The sequence below is a fragment of the Microbacterium sp. MYb66 genome (genome assembly GCF_002979435.1).
GTDB lineage: Bacteria > Actinomycetota > Actinomycetes > Actinomycetales > Microbacteriaceae > Microbacterium.
In genome coordinates, this window is sequence record NZ_PCOV01000001.1 from 669,861 (window position 1) to 689,641 (window position 19,781).

The 19,781-nt window shown below is 66.2% G+C and carries 23 protein-coding genes; 15 read left to right on the top strand and 8 right to left on the bottom strand.

From position 1 onward, the window contains the following. Window positions 1-5: 5 nt before the first annotated feature. Genes CQ045_RS03205 through lnt form a run of 7 tightly spaced genes read left to right on the top strand, consistent with a single transcriptional unit; the run spans window position 6 to window position 7,998 of the window. Window positions 6-920, top strand: coding sequence for a hypothetical protein (locus tag CQ045_RS03205; protein ID WP_105721211.1), 915 nt, complete (start codon window positions 6-8; stop codon window positions 918-920). Continuing rightward, entirely contained in the window at window positions 920-1,912 is a 993-nt protein-coding gene (locus CQ045_RS03210) for a YafY family protein (RefSeq protein ID WP_105721212.1), read from the top strand. The genes CQ045_RS03205 and CQ045_RS03210 overlap by 1 nt, the downstream gene beginning before the upstream one ends. Further along, on the top strand, window positions 1,909-2,895 hold the full coding sequence (locus tag CQ045_RS03215; protein ID WP_105721213.1) for a YafY family protein: 987 nt from the start codon (window positions 1,909-1,911) through the stop codon (window positions 2,893-2,895). Before CQ045_RS03210 ends, CQ045_RS03215 begins: the two co-directional genes overlap by 4 nt. Window positions 2,896-2,939: 44 nt before the next feature. Continuing rightward, window positions 2,940-3,176: a twin-arginine translocase TatA/TatE family subunit gene (gene tatA, locus CQ045_RS03220; RefSeq protein WP_105721214.1), complete on the top strand. Its 237-nt coding sequence runs from the start codon at window positions 2,940-2,942 to the stop codon at window positions 3,174-3,176. Between the two features lie 57 nt (window positions 3,177-3,233). Then, the gene (gene tatC / locus CQ045_RS03225) at window positions 3,234-3,992 is read left to right on the top strand and encodes a twin-arginine translocase subunit TatC (protein ID WP_105721364.1); all 759 of its coding nucleotides are present in this window, start codon (window positions 3,234-3,236) and stop codon (window positions 3,990-3,992) included. Beyond that, window positions 3,989-6,463, top strand: coding sequence for an RNA helicase (locus CQ045_RS03230; RefSeq protein ID WP_105721215.1), 2,475 nt, complete (start codon window positions 3,989-3,991; stop codon window positions 6,461-6,463). Before tatC ends, CQ045_RS03230 begins: the two co-directional genes overlap by 4 nt. A gap of 11 nt (window positions 6,464-6,474) precedes the next feature. Further along, a complete protein-coding gene (gene lnt, locus CQ045_RS03235) occupies window positions 6,475-7,998 on the top strand; it encodes an apolipoprotein N-acyltransferase (RefSeq protein ID WP_181156420.1) in 1,524 nt (507 codons plus the stop codon). Here lnt and CQ045_RS03240 read toward each other — a convergent pair. From CQ045_RS03240 to CQ045_RS03255, 4 genes are all read right to left on the bottom strand, one after another. Further along, the gene (locus CQ045_RS03240; RefSeq protein ID WP_105721217.1) at window positions 7,995-8,378 is read right to left on the bottom strand and encodes an RNA polymerase-binding protein RbpA; all 384 of its coding nucleotides are present in this window, start codon (window positions 8,376-8,378) and stop codon (window positions 7,995-7,997) included. The genes lnt and CQ045_RS03240 overlap by 4 nt on opposite strands. 125 nt (window positions 8,379-8,503) lie before the next feature. Further along, window positions 8,504-9,280 (bottom strand): glycerophosphodiester phosphodiesterase family protein, encoded by a 777-nt coding sequence (locus CQ045_RS03245; RefSeq protein WP_105721218.1) that lies wholly within the window; start codon window positions 9,278-9,280, stop codon window positions 8,504-8,506. Beyond that, window positions 9,277-10,206, bottom strand: coding sequence for an SPFH domain-containing protein (locus CQ045_RS03250; protein WP_021200567.1), 930 nt, complete (start codon window positions 10,204-10,206; stop codon window positions 9,277-9,279). The genes CQ045_RS03245 and CQ045_RS03250 overlap by 4 nt, the downstream gene beginning before the upstream one ends. 9 nt (window positions 10,207-10,215) lie before the next feature. Further along, window positions 10,216-10,689 (bottom strand): NfeD family protein, encoded by a 474-nt coding sequence (locus CQ045_RS03255; RefSeq protein WP_105721219.1) that lies wholly within the window; start codon window positions 10,687-10,689, stop codon window positions 10,216-10,218. Window positions 10,690-10,811: 122 nt separating this feature from the next. Here CQ045_RS03255 and CQ045_RS03260 point away from each other — a divergent pair, with 122 nt between their 5' ends. After that, the gene (locus tag CQ045_RS03260) at window positions 10,812-11,576 is read left to right on the top strand and encodes an SDR family oxidoreductase (RefSeq protein WP_105721220.1); all 765 of its coding nucleotides are present in this window, start codon (window positions 10,812-10,814) and stop codon (window positions 11,574-11,576) included. Between the two features lie 65 nt (window positions 11,577-11,641). Here CQ045_RS03260 and CQ045_RS03265 read toward each other — a convergent pair whose 3' ends face one another. Then, window positions 11,642-12,226, bottom strand: coding sequence for an HdeD family acid-resistance protein (locus tag CQ045_RS03265; RefSeq protein WP_105721221.1), 585 nt, complete (start codon window positions 12,224-12,226; stop codon window positions 11,642-11,644). A 181-nt stretch (window positions 12,227-12,407) separates the two neighbouring features. Between CQ045_RS03265 and CQ045_RS03270 the strand changes: the two genes are divergently transcribed. Genes CQ045_RS03270 through CQ045_RS03280 form a run of 3 tightly spaced genes read left to right on the top strand, consistent with a single transcriptional unit; the run spans window position 12,408 to window position 15,610 of the window. Then, a complete protein-coding gene (locus CQ045_RS03270) occupies window positions 12,408-12,806 on the top strand; it encodes a helix-turn-helix transcriptional regulator (RefSeq protein ID WP_374955012.1) in 399 nt (132 codons plus the stop codon). 5 nt (window positions 12,807-12,811) lie between these two features. Beyond that, entirely contained in the window at window positions 12,812-13,222 is a 411-nt protein-coding gene (locus tag CQ045_RS03275) for a VOC family protein (RefSeq protein ID WP_105721366.1), read from the top strand. Window positions 13,223-13,252: 30 nt separating this feature from the next. Next, entirely contained in the window at window positions 13,253-15,610 is a 2,358-nt protein-coding gene (locus CQ045_RS03280; RefSeq protein WP_105721222.1) for an excinuclease ABC subunit UvrA, read from the top strand. A 27-nt stretch (window positions 15,611-15,637) separates the two neighbouring features. Here CQ045_RS03280 and CQ045_RS03285 read toward each other — a convergent pair whose 3' ends face one another. Both CQ045_RS03285 and CQ045_RS03290 read right to left on the bottom strand, forming a co-directional pair. Beyond that, complete coding sequence (locus CQ045_RS03285) at window positions 15,638-15,979, bottom strand: hypothetical protein (protein WP_105721367.1); 342 nt, start codon at window positions 15,977-15,979, stop codon at window positions 15,638-15,640. Between the two features lie 174 nt (window positions 15,980-16,153). After that, window positions 16,154-17,038, bottom strand: a complete 885-nt coding sequence (locus tag CQ045_RS03290; protein WP_105721223.1) for a peptidoglycan recognition family protein — start codon at window positions 17,036-17,038, stop codon at window positions 16,154-16,156. A 22-nt stretch (window positions 17,039-17,060) separates the two neighbouring features. Here CQ045_RS03290 and CQ045_RS03295 point away from each other — a divergent pair, with 22 nt between their 5' ends. The 4 genes from CQ045_RS03295 to CQ045_RS03305 all read left to right on the top strand — a co-directional run bounded on the left by CQ045_RS03295 (window position 17,061) and on the right by CQ045_RS03305 (window position 19,376). Next, window positions 17,061-17,636: a hypothetical protein gene (locus CQ045_RS03295; protein ID WP_105721224.1), complete on the top strand. Its 576-nt coding sequence runs from the start codon at window positions 17,061-17,063 to the stop codon at window positions 17,634-17,636. A gap of 145 nt (window positions 17,637-17,781) precedes the next feature. Then, on the top strand, window positions 17,782-18,369 hold the full coding sequence (locus CQ045_RS18740) for a hypothetical protein (protein WP_181156421.1): 588 nt from the start codon (window positions 17,782-17,784) through the stop codon (window positions 18,367-18,369). Then, the gene (locus CQ045_RS03300; protein ID WP_181156422.1) at window positions 18,366-18,896 is read left to right on the top strand and encodes an RNA polymerase sigma factor; all 531 of its coding nucleotides are present in this window, start codon (window positions 18,366-18,368) and stop codon (window positions 18,894-18,896) included. The genes CQ045_RS18740 and CQ045_RS03300 overlap by 4 nt, the downstream gene beginning before the upstream one ends. Before the next feature lie 36 nt (window positions 18,897-18,932). Then, window positions 18,933-19,376 (top strand): hypothetical protein, encoded by a 444-nt coding sequence (locus CQ045_RS03305; protein ID WP_105721226.1) that lies wholly within the window; start codon window positions 18,933-18,935, stop codon window positions 19,374-19,376. A 13-nt stretch (window positions 19,377-19,389) separates the two neighbouring features. On the opposite strand, the gene CQ045_RS03310 is transcribed toward CQ045_RS03305, so the two are convergent. Beyond that, complete coding sequence (locus CQ045_RS03310) at window positions 19,390-19,758, bottom strand: VOC family protein (protein ID WP_105721227.1); 369 nt, start codon at window positions 19,756-19,758, stop codon at window positions 19,390-19,392. Window positions 19,759-19,781 lie beyond the last annotated feature (23 nt).

The window sequence follows — 19,781 nt, forward strand, 5'->3', positions numbered from 1 at the left end:
AGCGCGTGCGTAAAACGTCCGCCGTTCTGGCCACACTCAGCCTTGCCGTCCTCGCCCTCACGGGCTGCACTGCGACGGCGTCCGACGACGGTGCCGCCTGCGACCGCAGTGGCGGCAACGACAAGATTTTGAACGTCGCCGACGTGACCGGCGAGCTGGGCACCGAGCCGGACGTCTCGGTGTTCGGACCGGTGAAGGGCGAGGAGACCTCGTTCGCCGATGTCACCGTCGGAGACGGACTCGCCCTCACGACGGAGTTCCAGCCCGTGGTGATCGACATCGCCTTCTACGCCGGCGACAGCGGCAAGAAGCTCTACGCATCCGAGTTCAACGGCGACCTGAGCCGTGTGCACAGCATCGACTACTGGGCCCAACGTTCGCCGGGGCTGACGGACGTGCTGGAGTGCGCGACCGGAGGCAGCCGGGTTCTCGCCGTCCTGACGCCCGAGGACTTCGGACCGCAGAACGTCGAAGGCTTCGGTCTCGACAAGGGCGAGAACGTCGTCGCCGTCGTCGATGTCCTCGACGTCATGCCTTCCCGAGCATCCGGTGCGCTGCAGTTCAACGACGCGCAGGGCCTCCCGACCGTCGTCCGCGCTCCTGACGGCACCCCGGGAATCATCATCCCCGACGTCCCGGCACCGACCGAGATCATCACGCAGACCCTGATCAAGGGCGATGGCCCCGAGGTCGGGGCAGGCGACACCGTCGTCACCAACATCATGGGTGTCGGCTGGGACGACAAGAAGGTCACCACGAACTCCTGGGGTGCCGAACCCAGCATCGGCGCCGCCGCCGAGCAGTTCATCGGTGCCACGGTCGGCTCGCAGCTCCTCGTCGTGCTCCCCGCGAGCGAGGGCTCTCCCGCCACCGCCATCGTCGTCGACATCTTGGGCGCAGTGACGGCGCCCACCCCGTGATGGCCACCCGGATCCCTGCGGAGGAGCGTCTGACGAATCTCGTCGTGGCGCTCATGGCCACGGAGATCGGGTTGACCAAGCAGCAGATCCTCGACAACGTCTCCGGCTACCGCCAGCGCGCCGACGCCGGAACCCGCTCGGACGCGCTCGAGAAGATGTTCGAGCGCGACAAGGATGAGCTGCGTGCGCTCGGCGTCCCTATCGAGACCATCGGCGATGCGGCCGACCCGAACGATCTCCGCGAGGCCCGCTATCGCATCCCGCAGGCGGAATACGATCTCCCCAGTGATATCGAGTTCTCGCCTGCCGAGCTCGCCGTGCTGCGGCTCGCCGGGAGCGTATGGAGTGCGGAGTCCGTCTCGGGGGACGCCCAGTCCGGGGTGCGGAAGATCCGGGCTCTGGGCATCGACGGCGATGAGCCCATCATCGGATTCGCTCCACGAATCACGGCCAGAGATGCCGCGTTCTCCCCCCTGCAGGATGCCATCGAGCGATGCAGGGTGGTCTCTTTCGAGTATCTGAAGCCCGGCGAGGACGCGCCACGTCGCCGCAGCATCCGTCCACTGGCCCTGGTCGACTACGAGGCGCGCTGGCACGTTTTCGGTGTCGACGTGGATGTCGACGAAGACCGGACGTTCCTCCTCAGCCGCATCGTCGGCGATGTCCGCCTGAGCTCAAAGACCTTCGCACCGGCGCTTCGCGACGGTGCGGGGGAGCGAGCGCTCGCGGGTCTCGAACGCGTCGCATCCGAGAACTCCGCGTTGCTCGAGATCACCCCGGGTACGGAAGCCGCTCTGCGGCTGGGCCGCCGCGCCACGTCAGCGGCGCAAGGCATCAACGTCCCCTTCGTCGATCTGCACATCCTCGCCGACGAGCTGGCCTCGTACGGCCCCGAGGTACGCGTCGTCGAACCTGCACCGCTGCGCGAAGCCGTGATCTCCCGTCTCGAAGCAGTGGTCCGCGCACATGCCGACGTCGAGGGGGCAAAATGAGCGCGAAAGCCAAGCCGTTGCTGGCCGCCGACCGCGTCCGGCTCTACCTCACCCTCGTGCCCTACCTGCTCGAGCATGGTCAGGTGTCCCTCGAAGAGGCGGCGACGGAGTTCGGCGTCACCCCGCAGGAGATGCGCGGCATGGTGGAGAAGCTCACCGTCATCGGTCTTCCCGGCGAGTCCGGCTATTGGCAGCAGCCGCAGGAGATGTTCGACATCAACTGGGACCTGCTCGACCTCGAAGACGTCATCGAGATCACCAACGATGTCGCCCTCCGACGGGTTCCTCGCTTCACCGCGCGGGAGGCGGCCGCGCTGCTCGCCGGTCTGCAGATGGTCGCCGCCGTGCCGGCGGTATCGGACTCCGGCCTCGTCGCCGGGTTGATCTCCAAGCTCTCCCGCGGCGCCGCCGACGCACCGGCAGACGTCGTCGTCGCGCCGAGTGCCGTCGACGAGGTCCGCGAGGTCGTCGCCCGCGGGCTCCAGCACGGCGTCGCGATCTCCTTCGCGTATCAGGCACCGGATGCGGCGCCCACGACGCGCACCGTCGATCCGATGCAGATCCTCATCACGAACGGCCAGTGGTACCTGCAGGGATGGTGCCATCTGCGCCAGGCGATGCGCACGTTCCACCTCGATCGGGTGAGCGCCCCCATGCTCACCGACATTCCGATCACTCATGGCAGCGATCGGGTACCCGAGGCCTTCGTCGGTCTCGACGCCGAACGCGAGGTGACGGTGCGAGTCGCCGAGAGGCTCGCCCCGTTGCTGAGCGGATTCATGCCCCGCGGCACGATCCAGGTCGCCGTGGACGGGGCGGTCACGATGCAGCTGCATCTCGCCGATCCCCGCGCGATCAAGCGTCTCGCCGCGCGGTTCGGCGGGGCGATGGAAGTGGTCGAGCCCGGCGTCGCGCGCACTGCGGCGCGGGATTGGGCTGCCTCGGGACTCGCCCTCTACCACCGACCCGATGCAGAGGTTTGATCTGTAGACTGGGTCGAACGCTCACCGACGACGGGAAACCTGACATGTTCGCTGGAATGCAAGGCTGGCACCTGCTGATCGTGCTCGCCGTGATCCTTCTTCTGTTCGGTGCTGCCAAGTTGCCGGCTCTCGCGAAGAGCATGGGCCAGTCCGCCCGCGTCTTCAAGGGCGAGATGAAGGCCATGAAGGATGACGACGCGTCTCGCGCCGACTCCACCGTCGTCGAGCCCACCACGGTCAAGGACTCGGGCATCGACCCTGAGACTCCGCCCCGCGCCTGACCGGCCGTGGCAGCCATCGAACCGACCGTGATGCCGAAGGCGGATCGGGATCGGCGGATGTCGCTCGGCGCGCATCTCGTCGAACTGCGCAAGCGTCTGATGTTCGCGGCGCTCGCGTTGCTCATCGGCATGATCATCGCCTTCCTCGTCGCGGATCCGATCATCAACTTCATCACGGAGCCGGTCCGCATCATCGCCGACAAGCGCGGGGATAATTTCAGTGCGTTGAACTTCGGCACCGTCACCTCCGCATTCGATATGCGCATGCGGATCGCCTTCTCCATCGGGATCTTCCTGTCGGCACCTGTCTGGCTGTGGCAGATCTGGGCGTTCATCATGCCCGGGCTCACCCGCAAAGAGGTCAGGTACACGATCGGCTTCGTCGTGGCTGCGGTGCCGCTGTTCTTCGCCGGATGCTACCTGGGCGTCATGATCATGCCGCACATCATCGAACTGATGTGGAGCTTCACGCCCGAGGGCGCCACGAACCTGTACTCGGCTCAGGAGTACTACGACTTCATCTTCAAGCTGATGATCGTCATCGGGGTCTCGTTCGTGCTCCCGGTGTTCCTCGTCGCACTCAACGTCGCCGGCGTCATGTCCGGCAGAGCCATCCTCAAGGGATGGCGGGTGGCGATCATCATCGCAACCGTCTTCGCCGCTCTCGCGACTCCCGCCGCAGATGTCGTGAGCATGCTGATGCTCGCGGGCATCCTCATCGTGCTCTTCTTCGCCGCCGCCGGTCTCTCCATGCTCTTCGACCGGCGCAAACGCAAACGCGATGAGGCGTCAGGGCTTCTGCCGGACCCGGCATGAGTTCGCCGTCCGAGAAGTACGCGCGCGCGCAGGAAGCAGCAGAGCACCCGCAGACTTCGGCGTTCGCCGCCCTGCAGAAGTTCGAGCTGGATCCCTTCCAGGTGGCCGGATGCCATGCACTCGAGAACGGCCGAAGCGTACTCGTGGCCGCGCCCACGGGTGCCGGCAAGACGATCGTCGGCGAGTTCGCGATCCACCTCGCCATGCAGACCTCGGCTGACAAGGCGTTCTACACGACGCCGATGAAGGCGCTTTCGAATCAGAAGTTCCGCGAACTGGTCGACGTCTACGGGGCAGACCAGGTGGGGCTGCTCACCGGGGACACGAATATCAACGGCGGCGCGCGCATCGTGGTGATGACCACCGAAGTTCTGCGCAACATGATCTACGCCGACTCCGCCGCCCTCCGCGATCTGCGTTACGTGATCATGGACGAGGTCCACTACCTCGCCGATCGCTTCCGGGGCGCGGTGTGGGAAGAGGTCATCATCCACCTCCCCGCGCGTGTGCGTCTGGTGTCGCTGAGCGCCACGGTATCGAACGCCGAGGAGTTCGGTGACTGGCTCGATACGGTGCGCGGCGACACCGAGGTGATCGTCTCCGAGATCAGACCCGTGCCGCTGGAACAGCACGTCCTGGTGCGCGATGACCTCCTCCCGCTTTTCGACGACCGTGCGGGTCTCGCAACCGCTCAGGTGAACCAGGAGCTGATGCGCATCCGCTCCTCCACGGGGTCCCACTACGACAACAACCGGCAGGCGCAGTCGTACCGCAGCGATCGACATGCCGGTCGGCAGGCGCAGCGCCCGCCCAGAGGCGGACGTCGCCCCGTCCGGGCCGCCAACGCTCGCCGGATCGAGCGGATGGACCGCCCCGACGTCGTCCGTCTGCTGGAGCGGTCGAATCTGCTCCCCGCGATCTTCTTCATCTTCAGTCGCGTGGGCTGCGATGCGGCCGTGCAGCAGGTGCGCCGCTCCGGCATCAGATTGACGTCCTCAGAGGAGCGCACGGAGATCCGCTCCATCGTCGAGGACCGCACCCGTTCACTCCAGGACGAGGATCTCGACGTTCTCGGATACTGGGAGTGGCTCGACAATCTCGAGCGCGGTGTCGCTTCGCATCACGCGGGACTCCTGCCGGCCTTCAAGGAAGTGGTCGAAGAGCTCTACCGGCGCAAGCTCGTGAAGGTCGTCTTCGCCACCGAGACGCTGGCCCTGGGGATCAACATGCCGGCGCGAACCGTCGTTCTCGAGAAGATGGAGAAGTTCAACGGCGAAGCGCGCGTGGCGATCACTTCGGGGGAGTACACCCAGCTCACCGGGCGCGCCGGACGGCGGGGGATCGACGTCGAGGGTCACGCCGTCGTGCAGTGGACCGAGGGGATGGACCCGCAGGCCGTCGCCGCACTCGCATCACGCCGGACCTACCCCCTGAACTCCAGCTTCCGGCCCACGTACAACATGGCCGTGAACCTGATCGACCTGTTCGGCAAGACCAGGGCGCGAGAGATACTCGAGTCCTCCTTCGCACAGTTCCAGGCCGACCGTGCAGTCGTCGGACTGGCACGACAGGTACGCGAGGCCGAGGAATCGCTGGCCGGATACCAGAGCGCGATGGCCTGCGAGCATGGCGACTTCCCGGAGTATGCGGCCATCCGTCGGGAGCTGAGCGATCTCGAGAAGAAGAATCGTCAGGACACCCACGCTCCGCGCGCCTCCCGGGACAAGCGGATGAAGCGCATCCAGACGCTGCGGACGCAGATGCAGCGTCATCCGTGTCATCGCTGCCCCGACCGCGAAGCGCATGCTCGCTGGGCGGAGCGCTACTGGAAGCTCAAGCGGCAGACCGACCGGACCCGGCGACAGATCGAGACCCGCACCGGAACAGTGGCACGAGTCTTCGACCGCGTGGTCGAGGTACTGGAGACTCTCGACTACGTGGTCCAGGAAGACGGTGAGACCGCCCTCACTGATGCCGGACGCACGATGCGCCGCATCTACGGAGAACGCGACCTCCTCGTCGCAGAATCGCTGCGCCAGGGCCTGTGGGCGGGCCTGGATGCCCCGTCCCTCGCCGCGATGGCGAGCTGTCTCGTGTATGAACCGCGTCGCGATGAGGCGAACGCGGGGGAGCGCGACCTCCCGCGCGGAGCGTTCCGCGCCGCGTACGAGAAGACGACGACGCTGTGGGCGCAGCTCGACGACCTGGAGCAGGACCACCACCTTCCGGGGAGCGAGCCGCTCGCCGCAGGGCTGGCCGGCGCGATGCACTCGTGGGCTCGCGGAGGACTGCTCGACCGGGTGCTGATCGATGCGGACATGGCCGCCGGCGATTTCGTGCGCTGGGCGAAGCAGACGATCGACCTCCTCGATCAACTCTCGATCGTGGCAGAGGATGCAGCCCTTGCACGCACCGCCCGCGCGGCGCTCGACGGCGTGCGCCGCGGCATCGTCGCGTATTCCTCGATGTGAGAATGGACGGGATGACCGAGCCCCGCGCGCCCCGGCGCGCCCTTCTACCGCTCTGGGCCGCCGCGCTGTCCGCCGCCCTCGCAGCAGTCCTGATGGATCTCGCCTACCCCGAGGCCGCCGTGTGGGTCCTCGCGTTCCCCGCGACGGCGCTGCTCCTCGTCAGCCTGATCGGGCGGCGCTTCGGGGGAGCACTGCTGGTCGGACTCTTTTACGGCATCCTCTTCTTCGCCCTCCTGGTCTCCTGGACCTCGCGCTACCTCGGGCCGGTGCCCTGGGGCGCGCTCAGCGTCGTGGAGGGCGGATTGACCGCGCTGGCACTCGTCCCGATCGCTCTGGCCTACCGCTGGCTGCCACGGGCGTTCCCCGGTACCTCCGGGCGGCTTCTGGGGCTTCCAGCGATCGTCGCAGCGCTCTGGGTGGGTCGTGAGCTCTTCGTCGGTTCCTGGCCCTATGGCGGGTTCCCGTGGGCGCGACTCGGAATGAGTCAGGCGGAGAGTCCGCTCGCCCCGATCTCGTCGTGGGTGGGCGTCAGTGGTCTCAGCTTCCTCATGGTGTTCTTCGTGGCGATGCTGATCGAGGTCGTCCGCCTGCGTGCCTGGCGTCATCCGCTCCGGCTGCTCGTGCCGGCGGCTCTCGTCGTGCTCCTGCTGTTCACACCGCTGTTCCCCACCTCATCGAGCGGATCGATGCGCATCGCGGCTGTCCAGGGCAACGGACCGACCGGCTACTTCGATGACCGTGAGCCCTTCTCAGTCATCCAAGCGCAGACGGATGCGACGATCCCGCTCTACGGGCAGGACGTCGACCTGCTGGTGTGGCCGGAAGGCTCGCTCGACGGGGACCCGTTCCAGAATGATGCACTGGCACGCCGAATGACCCTCGTCAGCACGCGGATCGGTGCACCACTGCTGGCTAACGCGGCCACCGGTCGGGATGACCTCTACTTCAACACCTCGATGCTGTGGACGGACGAGGGAACGGCGACCCAGATCCACGACAAACGACACCCCGTTCCGTTCGGGGAGTACGTCCCGGATCGCGCCTTCTTCAACGCGCTGGCGCCCGACCTGATCGGGCTCATCCAGAGGGAATACACGCCGGGTTCTAACCCCCCGCTCGTCGACATCGATGGCGTCCCCATCGGTCTCGCCATCTGCTTCGACGTGATCTACGACGACGTCATCTGGGAGGGGCTGAACTCCGGCGCCGAGGTGCTGGTGTTCCAGACCAACAACGCCGATTTCCGCGGCACCGATGAGAACCTGCAGCAGCTGGCGTTCGCTCGGATGCGTGCGATCGAGACGGGCCGCAGCGTCGTCAACGTCTCGACCGTCGGCACGAGTCAGGTGATCCGCGCGAACGGCTCGACGGTGACCAGCCTGGACGCAGGAGAGGCCGGAGCGATGCTCGAGGATGTCGAGCTCCGTTCCGGCCTCACGGCTGGTGTCGTCCTGGGTCCCTGGATTCAGATGATTCTGCTCTGGGGCGGTCTGGGCGCGCTCGTCGTCGGGTGGTGGCGCGCCCGGGGGCGCTAGGCGCCGATCTTCTCGCGAGTGGGGTCTTCGCCGGCACCACGGCGGGCCCGGATGAAGGCGAGGCGCTCTTCGAGGAGCTCCTCGAGCTCCGCGCGGGTGCGACGCTCCATGAGCATGTCCCAGTGGGTGCGGGCGGCCTTCTCGTCGCTGGCCTCGAGCGTCACGGCGTGGCCGTCGACGTTCAGGCGTGCTTCCGCGCCGCACGAACGGCACTCCCAGGTCTGGGGCGGTTCGGCGTCCGCCGCGAACATCAGGTTCGTGACGTGGCCGCAGGTGTCACAGGAATAGGTGGTCTCACGGCGCTCCATGAAAACGACGCCCTCTTCGCTCTGTAGGCTCTGGGCGCCGAGTCGGATGCCGCGCAGGCTGCGATCTGCCATTTTGTGGTCCTCTCGTCGCTGTCAGGTATAACGCTCCAGCCTGTGCGCTTCATCCACGCAGGCGGCTTCTCGGCGGAACTCACAGGTTAATCTCAGCGCCGGAGGTTATGGGGCGAGTCGTGAGGCTAATGCGACGAGACCGTCTTGAGGGCTAGGTCGGCGCGGTCGGACACGATGCCGTCCACTCCGAGAGCGACCAGACGCCGCATGTCATCGGCGTCGTTGACGGTCCAGATATGGACCTCTACGCCGCGACGGTGCGCAGCTCGGAGAAGCGAAGGCGTCAGCACCTTCAGCGCGCCGTATCGCTCCGGGATCTGGAGGGCATCGATATCGCGGAGCAGGCGGGCAGGGGAGAGGCGGAGAGCGGACAGCGCCCGCAAGGCAGCGATCGACCTGCTGCCCCCGGACGTCGCCGGCCGGATCGACGCTCCGGCGCGCAGTACGGACGACAGCGTGGCACGACGGCTGTCGTCGGAGAAGCTCGTGACGAGCACGCGATGAGTGTGGTCCGCGAGGATGGGTCCGAGTGGATCGACGGCGGCATCCGTCTTCACGTCGATGTTGAAACGGATACCCGGGAAGGACGCGAGTGCCTCGCTGACGGTGAGGAGGCCCCCGTGATCAGCGAACAGGGAGCGAAGCTCCCGCGTCCGCACTTCGCGCACCAGGCGAGGATCGTTCGCGAGGCGCTTCAGCGTCGGGTCGTGGAACAGCACCACATCGCCGTCGGCGGTCACCTGGCAGTCGGTCTCGATGAACTCGGCGCCTGCAGCATGCGCGGCGGCGAACGCCCCGGCCGAGTTCTCCCAGATGCCCGAATCCTCGCCGGCCGCGCTGATCAGACCGCGGTGGGCGAGGACTCGAGGATGCTGCGCCTTGGCGAAGTAGGGGTGTGTCACGCGCCCGGAAGCGTGTTCGTCGGCCCCTGGCCCGGCTTCGGCGTGAACGCGCTGCCGATGCCCTTGAGCGCCTCGGTGAGTTCGCTCGGGATGATCCAGAGCTTGTTCGACTGACCCTCACTGATCTTCGGGAGCATCTGCAGGTACTGGTAAGCGAGGAGCTTGTCGTCCGGCTCGCCCTGATGGATGGCGCTGAACACGTTCTGGATCGCCTCAGCCTCGCCCTGGGCCCGGAGCACCGCCGCCTGCTTGTCGCCCTCTGCGCGGAGGATCTCCGCCTGACGAGCACCCTCGGCCTCGAGGATCGCCGACTGCTTGGTGCCCTCGGCTGTCAGGATCGCTGCACGACGGTCACGCTCGGCGCGCATCTGCTTCTCCATCGAGTCCTGGATGGAGATGGGCGGATCGATCGCCTTGAGCTCCACACGTCCGACGCGGATGCCCCACTTGCCGGTGGCCTCGTCGAGCACGACGCGCAGCTGGCCGTTGATGTTGTCACGGCTCGTGAGCGCTTCCTCGAGGTTGAGTCCACCGACCACGTTGCGCAGCGTGGTGGTGGTCAGCTGCTCGACGGCACCGAGGTAGTTCGCGATCTCATAGGTCGCGGCACGTGCATCGGTGACCTGGAAATAGACGACCGTGTCGATGGACACGACCAGGTTGTCCTCGGTGATCACCGGCTGCGGCGGGAAGGAGACGACCTGCTCGCGCATGTCGATCAGGGGGCGCAGACGATCGATGAACGGGACGAGGACGTTCAGACCCGGGGTCAATGTCTTGTGATACCGCCCCAGACGCTCCACGACCCCGGCAGTGGCCTGCGGGATGATGCGGATCGCTCGTGCGACGGTGACCACGACGAAGATGATCACCGCGATGACGAGGATCCACAGGATCGCGGTGGGGATGAACGAGGCGTCGTTCACGGGGTACTCCTAGTCGTTGATGGGACGGACGATGGCGGTGGCACCGTTGATCGCGCTCACGGCGACCGGTGCTCCCGGGGGGATCGGCACGGACGTGGCCGCGCGGGCGGTCCAGGTGTCGCCGTTGGCGAGCTTGACCTGACCGGAGATCTGGGTGATCTCGTGCAGCGCGATCCCACGCAGATCCACGAGGGCGTCGACGTTGGACTTGGTGGGGTCCTCGCCGCGCCGCAGACGCTTCAGGAGCGGGGGGCGCAGGAAGAGGATGAACAGGGCAGCTGCCGCGGCGGCGATGATCACCTGCAGCCAGACCGGCACGCCGACCAGATCGGTCACCAGACCGACCACGCTGCCGAAGCTCAGCATGAGGAACGTGAAGTCCAGCGAGAGCATCTCGATGACGAGGAAGACGGCGATCAGGACCAGCCAGCCGATCCAAGCCCATTGGTCGATGAACGTGACGAATGTCGCGAAGTTGTCCATGCGGCCTCCTTTGTGGTCAACGTATCACGCGGGCGGCCGCCGATCCGGGTGCCACAGCAGTCGCTTGGTAGTGTGAGAGTGCCGTGCGATCGCGGCTTTTTCACGCATCATGAGGAGTCACCGTGACCGACGTTCTTCCCGCAAGATCCCTCGACGGCAAGGTCGCCCTTGTCACCGGTTCATCGCGCGGGATCGGTGCCGACACCGTCCGCTACCTCGCCGAGGCCGGCGCAGACGTCGTCATCAACTTCCGCAACAAGGCACCGCGCGCGGAGAAGCTCGCCGCTCAGCTGCGGGAGCTGGGGCGCCGGGCTCTCGTCGTCGGTGCCGACCTCACCGATCCGGGTTCCGTCGCCGAGATGTTCGACGCGATCCGGGCCGAGTACGGGCGCCTCGACGTCCTGGTGCTCAACGCCTCCGGCGGCATGGAGTCCGGCATGGCCGAGGACTATGCGCTCACGCTGAACCGCGATGCCCAGCTCAACGTCCTGAACGCGGCGACGCCGCTGCTCGATGATGGCGCGCGTGTCGTGTTCGTGACCAGTCACCAGGCTCACTTCATCCGGACCACCCCGACGATGCCTGAGTACGAGCCGGTGGCCCTTTCGAAGCGCGCCGGTGAGGACGCGCTCCGAGAGCTCATCCCTGGTCTCGCCGAGAAGGGGATCGGATTCACCGTCGTCTCCGGCGACATGATCGAGGGCACCATCACCGCCACTCTGCTGGAGCGTGCCAACCCGGGCGCGATCGCAGAGCGCCGGGAGTCGGCCGGGAAGCTCTACAACGTGTCGGAGTTCGCGGCCGAGGTCGCGAAAGCGGCCGTCGAGCCCGTGCCCGCCGACAACACGCGTCTCGTCGGAGACGTGAGCGCGTTCGTCGCGGAATAGCCGCCGAAACAGAGGATCGGCCCGCCCTGCACGATGCAGGGCGGGCCGATCTCGTCGGGGAGAGGTCAGCCCTGGACTGCGGCGACGTACTCCTTCTCGTCCTTGCCGAGCGTGATGGCTCGGACGATCTGGATGATGCCGAGCACCACCAGCGAGATGCCGAGCAGCAGCCAGAAGGCGAAGCCGGCGATGAGCGGCGAGAACAGGACGATGATTCCCGCGATGATGCTCAGGATCGCGTAGAGCAGCGTCCACACGCGGGAGCCGTCGCTACCCAGGAGCGACAGGGCGACGACCCCGTCGACGATCCAGCTGACTCCGATGAAGATCACGACGACGAAGGCCAACGTGGCGGCGGCGACGTTCAAGTTGAAGAACGCGATGACACCTGCGGCGATGTAGAGCAGCCCGAGAACGATGTGACCCACGCGGGCCCACCCTCCCTTCGTGCTCGAGAAGATCCCGAGCCCGATGTACACGAGGCCGGCGATGATCAGGTAGGAGGCGAAGATCGCCGTCACGATGACCGCGGACTTGACGGGCCAGACGAGCAGGACGATTCCCGCGATGAGCGCGAGGACTCCGGCGACGGCCAGCGTGACCCGGATCGACTTGAACAGCGACTTCGCCTCGGTGAGTGGTTCAGACATGGTGGGGACCCCTTTCTGAGAAGATCCTGTGAGGATGCCCCTCAGGGTAGCGCCCTCGCGGCACACGATGGGGGAGGAGTGCACACCCGCGTTTCCCGAAGTCATGCCAGGACTCGCGGCGTCATGGCAAAATCAAGTCGTGACCGCCCTGGAAGATTCGCGCCTGCGCGAGCTCACCGTGATGCGGAAGGTCAGGGACCGCATCGACCGGGAGTATGCGAAACCCCTCGACGTGGAGGCGCTGGCGCGCGGGGTGCACATGTCTGCCGGTCATCTGAGCCGCCAGTTCCGGGACGCGTATGGAGAATCCCCTTACTCCTATCTGATGACCCGACGGATCGAGCGAGCGATGGCGCTCCTGAGGAGAGGCGACCTGACGGTGACCGAGGTCTGCTTCGAGGTCGGGTGTTCATCGCTCGGCACATTCAGCACGAGATTCTCGGAGCTGGTCGGTGTCGCACCCAGCGTGTACCGTGAACGCGCCGCGAACGTCGAAGGGATTCCCTCCTTTCAGGCGAAGCAGGTGACCAGACCGATCAGGAATCGAGAAGCGCCGCGCACCGATGCGCACCTAACGTGATCACCATGAACATCAGCATCCACTACGCATTCCTCCCACACACCGACGCTGACGCTGCCCTCGCCTTCTACCGAGATGCTCTCGGCTTCGAAGTGCGAAACGACGTCGGCTACGACGGCTTGCGCTGGCTCACGGTCGGCCCCGAGGGGCAGCCGGAGACCTCGATCGTGCTGCACCCGCCGGCAACCGACCCCGGCATCACGGATGCCGAGAGGCAGACGATCCTGGAACTCATCGCCAAGGGCAGCTACGCGGCGCTCACGCTGGCGAGCGACGATGTCGACGGGCTGTTCGAACGCCTCGTCGAAGGCGGCGCCGACGTCGTCCAGGAGCCGATGGATCAACCGTACGGCGTGCGCGACTGCGCCTTCCGCGACCCCGCAGGCAACCTGCTCCGTATCAACCAGGCCGTCTGACTCTCCCAACCGACCGAACGAAGGACGCCGATGGCCGCCGATTCGCATCCCGCCGACACCCACGACCTGATCCGGGTGCAGGGTGCTCGTGAGAACAATCTGAAGGAAGTCAGCGTCGACATTCCCAAGCGCCGCCTGACGGTGTTCACCGGTGTGTCCGGTTCGGGGAAGAGCTCGCTCGTCTTCGATACCATCGCGGCGGAATCGCGACGCATGATCGACGAGACCTACAGCGCTTTCGTGCAGGGCTTCATGCCCTCCGTGCCGCGGCCCGACGTGGACATCCTCGAGGGTCTCACGACCGCGATCATCGTCGACCAGGAACGCCTCGGCGCGAATCCTCGGTCGACCGTCGGCACCGTGACGGATGCCAACGCGATGCTCCGCATCCTGTTCAGCAAGCTCGGGCAGCCCTACATCGGCGGGCCGACCGCGTTCTCGTTCAACATCCCCACGCAGCGGGCCAGCGGCGTGATGACCGGTCCCGGTGGTGAGAAGAAGATTGTCAAGGATGCCATCTACCTCGGTGGCATGTGTCCGCGGTGCGAAGGCAGGGGAGCGGTGTCCGACCTCGATCTCGCCCAGATCGTCGACGAGTCGAAATCCCTCGACGACGGTGCCATCATGGTGCCCGGTTACACCGCGGACGGATGGATGGTGAAGGGCTTCTCGCAGTCGGGGTTCTATCCGGCCGACAAGCCGATCTCGCAGTTCACCGAGAAGCAACGGCACCTCTTCCTGTACGGGGAGGTGACGAAGGTGAAGATCTCGGGGATCAACATGACCTACGAGGGCCTGATCCCGAAGATCACCAAGGCGATGCTGTCGAAGGATCTCGACGCTCTCCAGCCGCACATCCGAGCATTCGTCGAACGTGTGGCGACGTTCGCGGTGTGCCCCGAGTGCGACGGCACCCGGCTCACGGAGGGCGCTCGGTCTTCCAAGATCGACGGGATCAGCATCGCCGACGCGTGCCGGATGCAGGTGACGGATCTCGCCGCGTGGGTCCGCGGGCTCGACCTTCCCGGCGCGGGACCGCTGCTGCAAGCCCTCAGCGCGAACCTTGATGCCTTCGTGACGCTGGGCCTCGGTTACCTCAGCCTGGAACGGCCCTCCGGCACGTTGTCCGGGGGAGAGGCGCAGCGCATCAAAATGCTGCGGCACCTCGGCTCTTCTCTGACTGACATCACCTACGTGTTCGATGAGCCGACCATCGGCCTGCACCCACACGACATCCAGCGCGTGAATGGTCTTCTGCTGCAGCTGCGAGACAAGGGGAACACCGTGCTGGTCGTCGAGCACAAGCCGGAGACGATCGCGATCGGCGATCACGTGATCGACCTGGGCCCCGGCGCCGGAAGCGCCGGCGGGGAGATCTGCTTCGAGGGCACGGTCGAAGGACTCAAGGCCAGCGGCACGAAGACCGGCGATCATCTCGAGGATCGTGCGCAGCTGAAGGATGCCGTGCGCGCGGGCGACGGCTCGATCGAGGTCCGGGGTGCGACAGCGAACAATCTGCAGGATGTCGACGTCGACATCCCGACCGGCGTCCTCACGGTGGTGACGGGCGTGGCCGGGTCGGGCAAGAGCTCGCTCATCCACGGGTCGGTGTCCAAACGAGAGGGCGTCGTGGCGATCGACCAGGCCGCGATCAAGGGCTCGCGGCGGAGCAACCCTGCGACGTACACGGGGCTGCTCGAGCCGATCCGCAAAGCGTTCGCAAAGGCGAACGGCGTGAAGCCCGCCCTGTTCAGCGCGAACTCCGAGGGCGCCTGTCCTTCCTGCAAAGGCGCGGGCGTCATCATCACGGAGCTCGGATTCATGGACACGATCGAGACGCCGTGCGAGGACTGTGGCGGCAAGCGCTTCCAAGCAGGCGTCCTGGAATACAAGCTGGCGGGCAAGGACATCACCGAGGTGCTCGATCTGCCGGTCTCCGAGGCGCGGGTGTTCTTCAGCGAGGGAGAGTCCAAGCTCCCTGCCGCCACCGCGATCCTCGGCCGCATGGAAGACGTCGGACTCGGCTACCTGTCGCTCGGGCAGCCCCTGTCGACGCTTTCCGGCGGTGAACGCCAGCGCATCAAGCTCGCGATCCAGATGGGGGAGAAGGGCGACGTATACGTCCTCGACGAACCCACCACGGGTCTCCATCTCGCCGATGTCGACAAGATCCTCGGCCTGCTCGATCGACTCGTCGACGCCGGGAAGACCGTGATCGTCATCGAGCACCATCAGGCGGTCATGGCCCACGCCGACTGGATCATCGACATCGGACCCGGCGCCGGGCACGACGGCGGAAAGATCGTCTTCGAAGGAACCCCCGCCGATTTGGTATCCCAAAAATCGACGCTGACGGGGGAGCACCTCGCGCAGTATGTCGGAGCCTAGAGCGACGGCGAAGACGAGCCTCGGAGTTCAGCGACCCCCGACCGGCTCTCCATCACCGAGCACGCGAACGGGAAACAGCTCCGTGCGCGCGATCACACGGTCTCGCTCGTCGGCGCGTTCCTGCCGACGCGGATCCGCCAGGAACCCGTCGAGCGCGTTCTGGTTCGGAAACCAGAACGTCTGGACCTCGTCGGGGCGGTCATCTGCGCCGTCGGAGATCGGCGTGCTCATGACACGCTGCAGGACCACGGCACCATGGTCCGCGACGAGCGCCAGCACGGCATCCTCATAGGCGGTCAACTCGTCCGAGAGTCCCGGTCGAGCCCAGAGGAGGCAGCAGAGCGTGATCTCGGGGGAAGCGTTCGCCATCATCCGATTCTGGCACCGGCAGGCCGACGACCCCTTCCGAGATATAGCCGATAATGCACATTATGTCAGAACGAGTCACGATGCCCTCCAGCCCCTCCGAGCCATCGTTCCCCCGTTTCGCTGACTCGGACGGGATCGGTCAGCGCCTCGGACGGAAAAGTCGTCCGCTCTGCGTCAGCCCCGTGGGGACGGATTCTCTTCGAAGATCTGCTGTGCGCGGGCAACGATGTCGTCGAGTCGCGATTGCAGGTATGGCCCAGGACATTCGGTTCCCGACCACGTTTCCTGGTGGCTGATGACGTGGTCCCTGTCGATGGCGAACGACACCGGCACCCCGTCCAGGCTCTTGCCGTCGAATGTCGCGAGCCACGCGACCATCTGTGCGAGTTCTTCCATCTGGGCCGTCGTCACGGCGTACTCCGGAGCATCGGTTTCGTTCAGCGTCTCCACCGCCACGGATCGCCAGTTCCAGTCGGCCCCGGTTGAGGAAGGTTTCGCGCCCGGACGAATGAGCTCGATGACGGATCCGTCATGCCGCAGATAGAACGTGGGCGCGGACGATCTCCTGTTGCAGCGCGAGAGGAAGTCCAGCTGGTCCGCAGTCGTGCCGGTGTGGTGAATGATGAACCGGTCTATGACAGGCGCCACCGCGTGGCGGTCTCTTCCTGCCGTGCCACGGTTCGCCCGAGCGACGGGGCGGGCACAGTCCTCGAACCCCAAGGGCGCTTCAAGACCCCGCACCGCGCGCTCGTAAACCGGGTCGTACTGCTTCAGGTTCCTCGGGTTATCCGGGTCCACCGCGGGCATCGCGTCGTCTGGCACCACGCGGCTCGCAGCGAGCCAGATCTCCGCTGCGGTCACAGAAACACCTGTGCCCGCAGCGATCAGAAAGCGCCGACGGGTGGGGGCCGAAGAATACTCACCGGAGTCGGGTGCCTGGGGGCGCTGCATCTGCCTATTCAACACGCGCTCGCCCAGGGTCAGCGCGACGGACACAGCTGTTGTCGACGGGACTGCGTCGTCTCCCCGAGGATTCTCTGCGAAGATCTCCATCTTCATTTGTCGGCCCTAGGATCGGGATGTGTTCATCGCCGATTGCATCGCCGTCCTCGAAGCCCACGATGTCCGGCTCGAACCCGGACTGCGCCCCGCGGAGATCGACGAGATCGAACGACGATACGGATTCGAGTTCAGTCCCGATCATCGACAACTGCTCGAGACCGCACTTCCGACCGGCGAACGGTGGGTCGACTGGCGGAACGGCAGCGCGGAATCGATTCAGGCGCGGCTCGATTGGCCGTTGGACGGCTTGCTGTTCGACGTCGAACACGACTCGTTCTGGCCGTCGACATGGCCCCTGAAGCCTGAAACGCTCGCGGAACAGAGAAGACTCGCGACGGAGCGGATCAGGAAGTGGCCCACGCTGATCCCGATCTACTCGCACCGGTACATGCCGGCGGCACCGGCCAGGACGGGTGCCCCCGTCTTCTCCGTGTGGCAGGCCGACGTGATCTTCTACGGCGACAACCTGCTCGACGATCTCCGACGGGAGTTCGCACCGGCCGACGCACGCCTCGATGTCCAGAGCATCACGGCCGGTCCGGACATCTGTCCGCCGTGGTCTTTCCTCCCCTTCGAGATCGAAGTGATCGGCTGAAGGCCGCTTCCCTCCGCTGCACTCCCCTCCCCTGCGATTCCCGCGCGGCGGCCTTCGGCGATGACGATGGCTAAGTCCGCCGCGCCTGGCTGCAACGTTTCGTCGCCTGCCGGGAATGTACCGGCAGAGGAGGAACGGAGTGAACATGGATGACCTCGAGCTCGACCAGCTGCTGTCGGCGTCGATCGCCCCCCTATCTGCATCGGTGATGCGTGAAACGAGGACGCTGGCGGCTTCGACGAAGCCGGCACGGCTGCGCCGTGGACGGATGCCACGACCGCGGTGGGCGATTCCGGTGATCGTCGCGGGTGCCCTGGCACTCACCGGCGCGGCGAGCATCGCCACTGCCCAGCTGTCGGTCTGGCCGTGGGTGACCCTCCCCGACGGTTTCGAGCGCACCATCCGCATTCCGATCGAGTACACGACCGACGAGGGACACACGGAGGAATGCGGAGCGTACATCGAACTCCGCAACGCCGGCGATCGCGATCTGGCCGCACTCAACGCGGCCATCCACACTCGCGACTGGACCGGATTCGGTCAGGAGCTCTACGAACGAGGGACCGTCGTCCCGGACGATCCCGACAGCGAGATGCGGGTGAGCAACGAGCTCTACCCGGTGCTCGTCGAGATGACGAGAGCGGCGGTTCCGGGCGTGCTCACGCTCGGCGAGAGCGGCGACACCGTCGCGATCGGCGCAATGGGCCTGAGCTGCAGGGTGGACACCCCGTGAGCGCGCGTTCAGACGACAAGCGCCGCCGCATCGAACGGGCGGTGCCGGAACACTCCCCCGCGCTCCTGGCCTACTTCGTACGTCGTGTGGTGCCCGCCGACGCCGCCGCCGATCTCCTTGCGGAGACTCTGCTGGCACTGTGGAAGCGAGCGAACGCGTTGCCGGCGCGCGACGAGGAGATCCGTCCATGGATGTTCGGCATCGCGAGGAACGTGCTTCTGCACCACCAGCGCAGCACGGCCCGGCGGCTGGCCCTCGGCGAGCGGCTCCGGAACCAGCTTTCCGCGGAGCCGGCTCCGGGCTTCGTCGACGTGTCCGTGTTCGGCGAGCTCCACGACGCACTCGGCACGCTTGACCAGACGGACCGAGACATCATCGGCCTTCTGCACTGGGACGGCCTCTCGCACGTCGAGATCGCCCGAGTGCTGCGGATGAAGGAAGGCACCGTCCGCAGCCGATATCACCGCGCGAGGGAGCGCCTTCGCCGCGAGTTGACAGGCGCACCCTCCTCGCTCGACAGCCGGTGACCCGCCGGCCAGCCGGATGGTCGCTACGCTGTCGGCATGAAGTGGTCCCGCGGTCTCGTCCTTCTCGGCGCCTTCGCCGTCCTGATCGGCATCTCCGGATGCGCGGCCGTTCCGTCGATCGGGGTGACCGATCAACGAAAGCCAGGCGTCCCCGAAGGGGTTGACATCGTCCCGTTCATGGAGGGCCCCGCCGTGGTCGCCTATGACGACGGAAGCATCGACGTCGTGACGTGGGGAAGCGGCAGCTGCCCTGCGGAGGCGGCCTCTGCCGAGAAGGACGGTGTCGAGTTCGTGGTCGTCTTCACGACGAACTCGGAAGGCGTCTGCACCGCCGACATGGCACCGACCACGCACACGTTCAGTGCGGAGTCGGTCGGTTCGAGGGTGCCGGAGACCGCGACGGTGCGCTTTCAGGAGTACGACGACGAGATCGTCGTCGACGTCATACGCGCCGAGGAACGTGGCGGCATCTCGCCCTGAGCGGGACCCGGAACTACTGCGCGGACCAGACGCCGAGCTCGTTGCCGCTCGGGTCGGCGAAGTGGAGCCGGCGACCTCCGGGAAACCCGTACGGCTCCTGCAGGATCGTGCCGCCGGCCGCGACGATACCGCTCATGGTGGCGTCGAGGTCGTTCGAATACAACAGTACGAGCGGGCCACCGACGGGGCGCGCCTCTTCGGCGAGCAGCAGTCCGCCGACTTCGCTCCCGTCGCCCTTCGGAGACACGATTCCCGCGTATCCGGGTCCGTAGTCGTTGAAGGTCCAGCCGAACGCGGCGCTGTAGAACGTCTTCGCCGCGGAGAGATCGGTGACGACAAGCTCGACATAGTCGAGCGAGTGGTGCAGGGATGAGTCCGTCATGCAGCCACGCTAGCCGCCGCTTC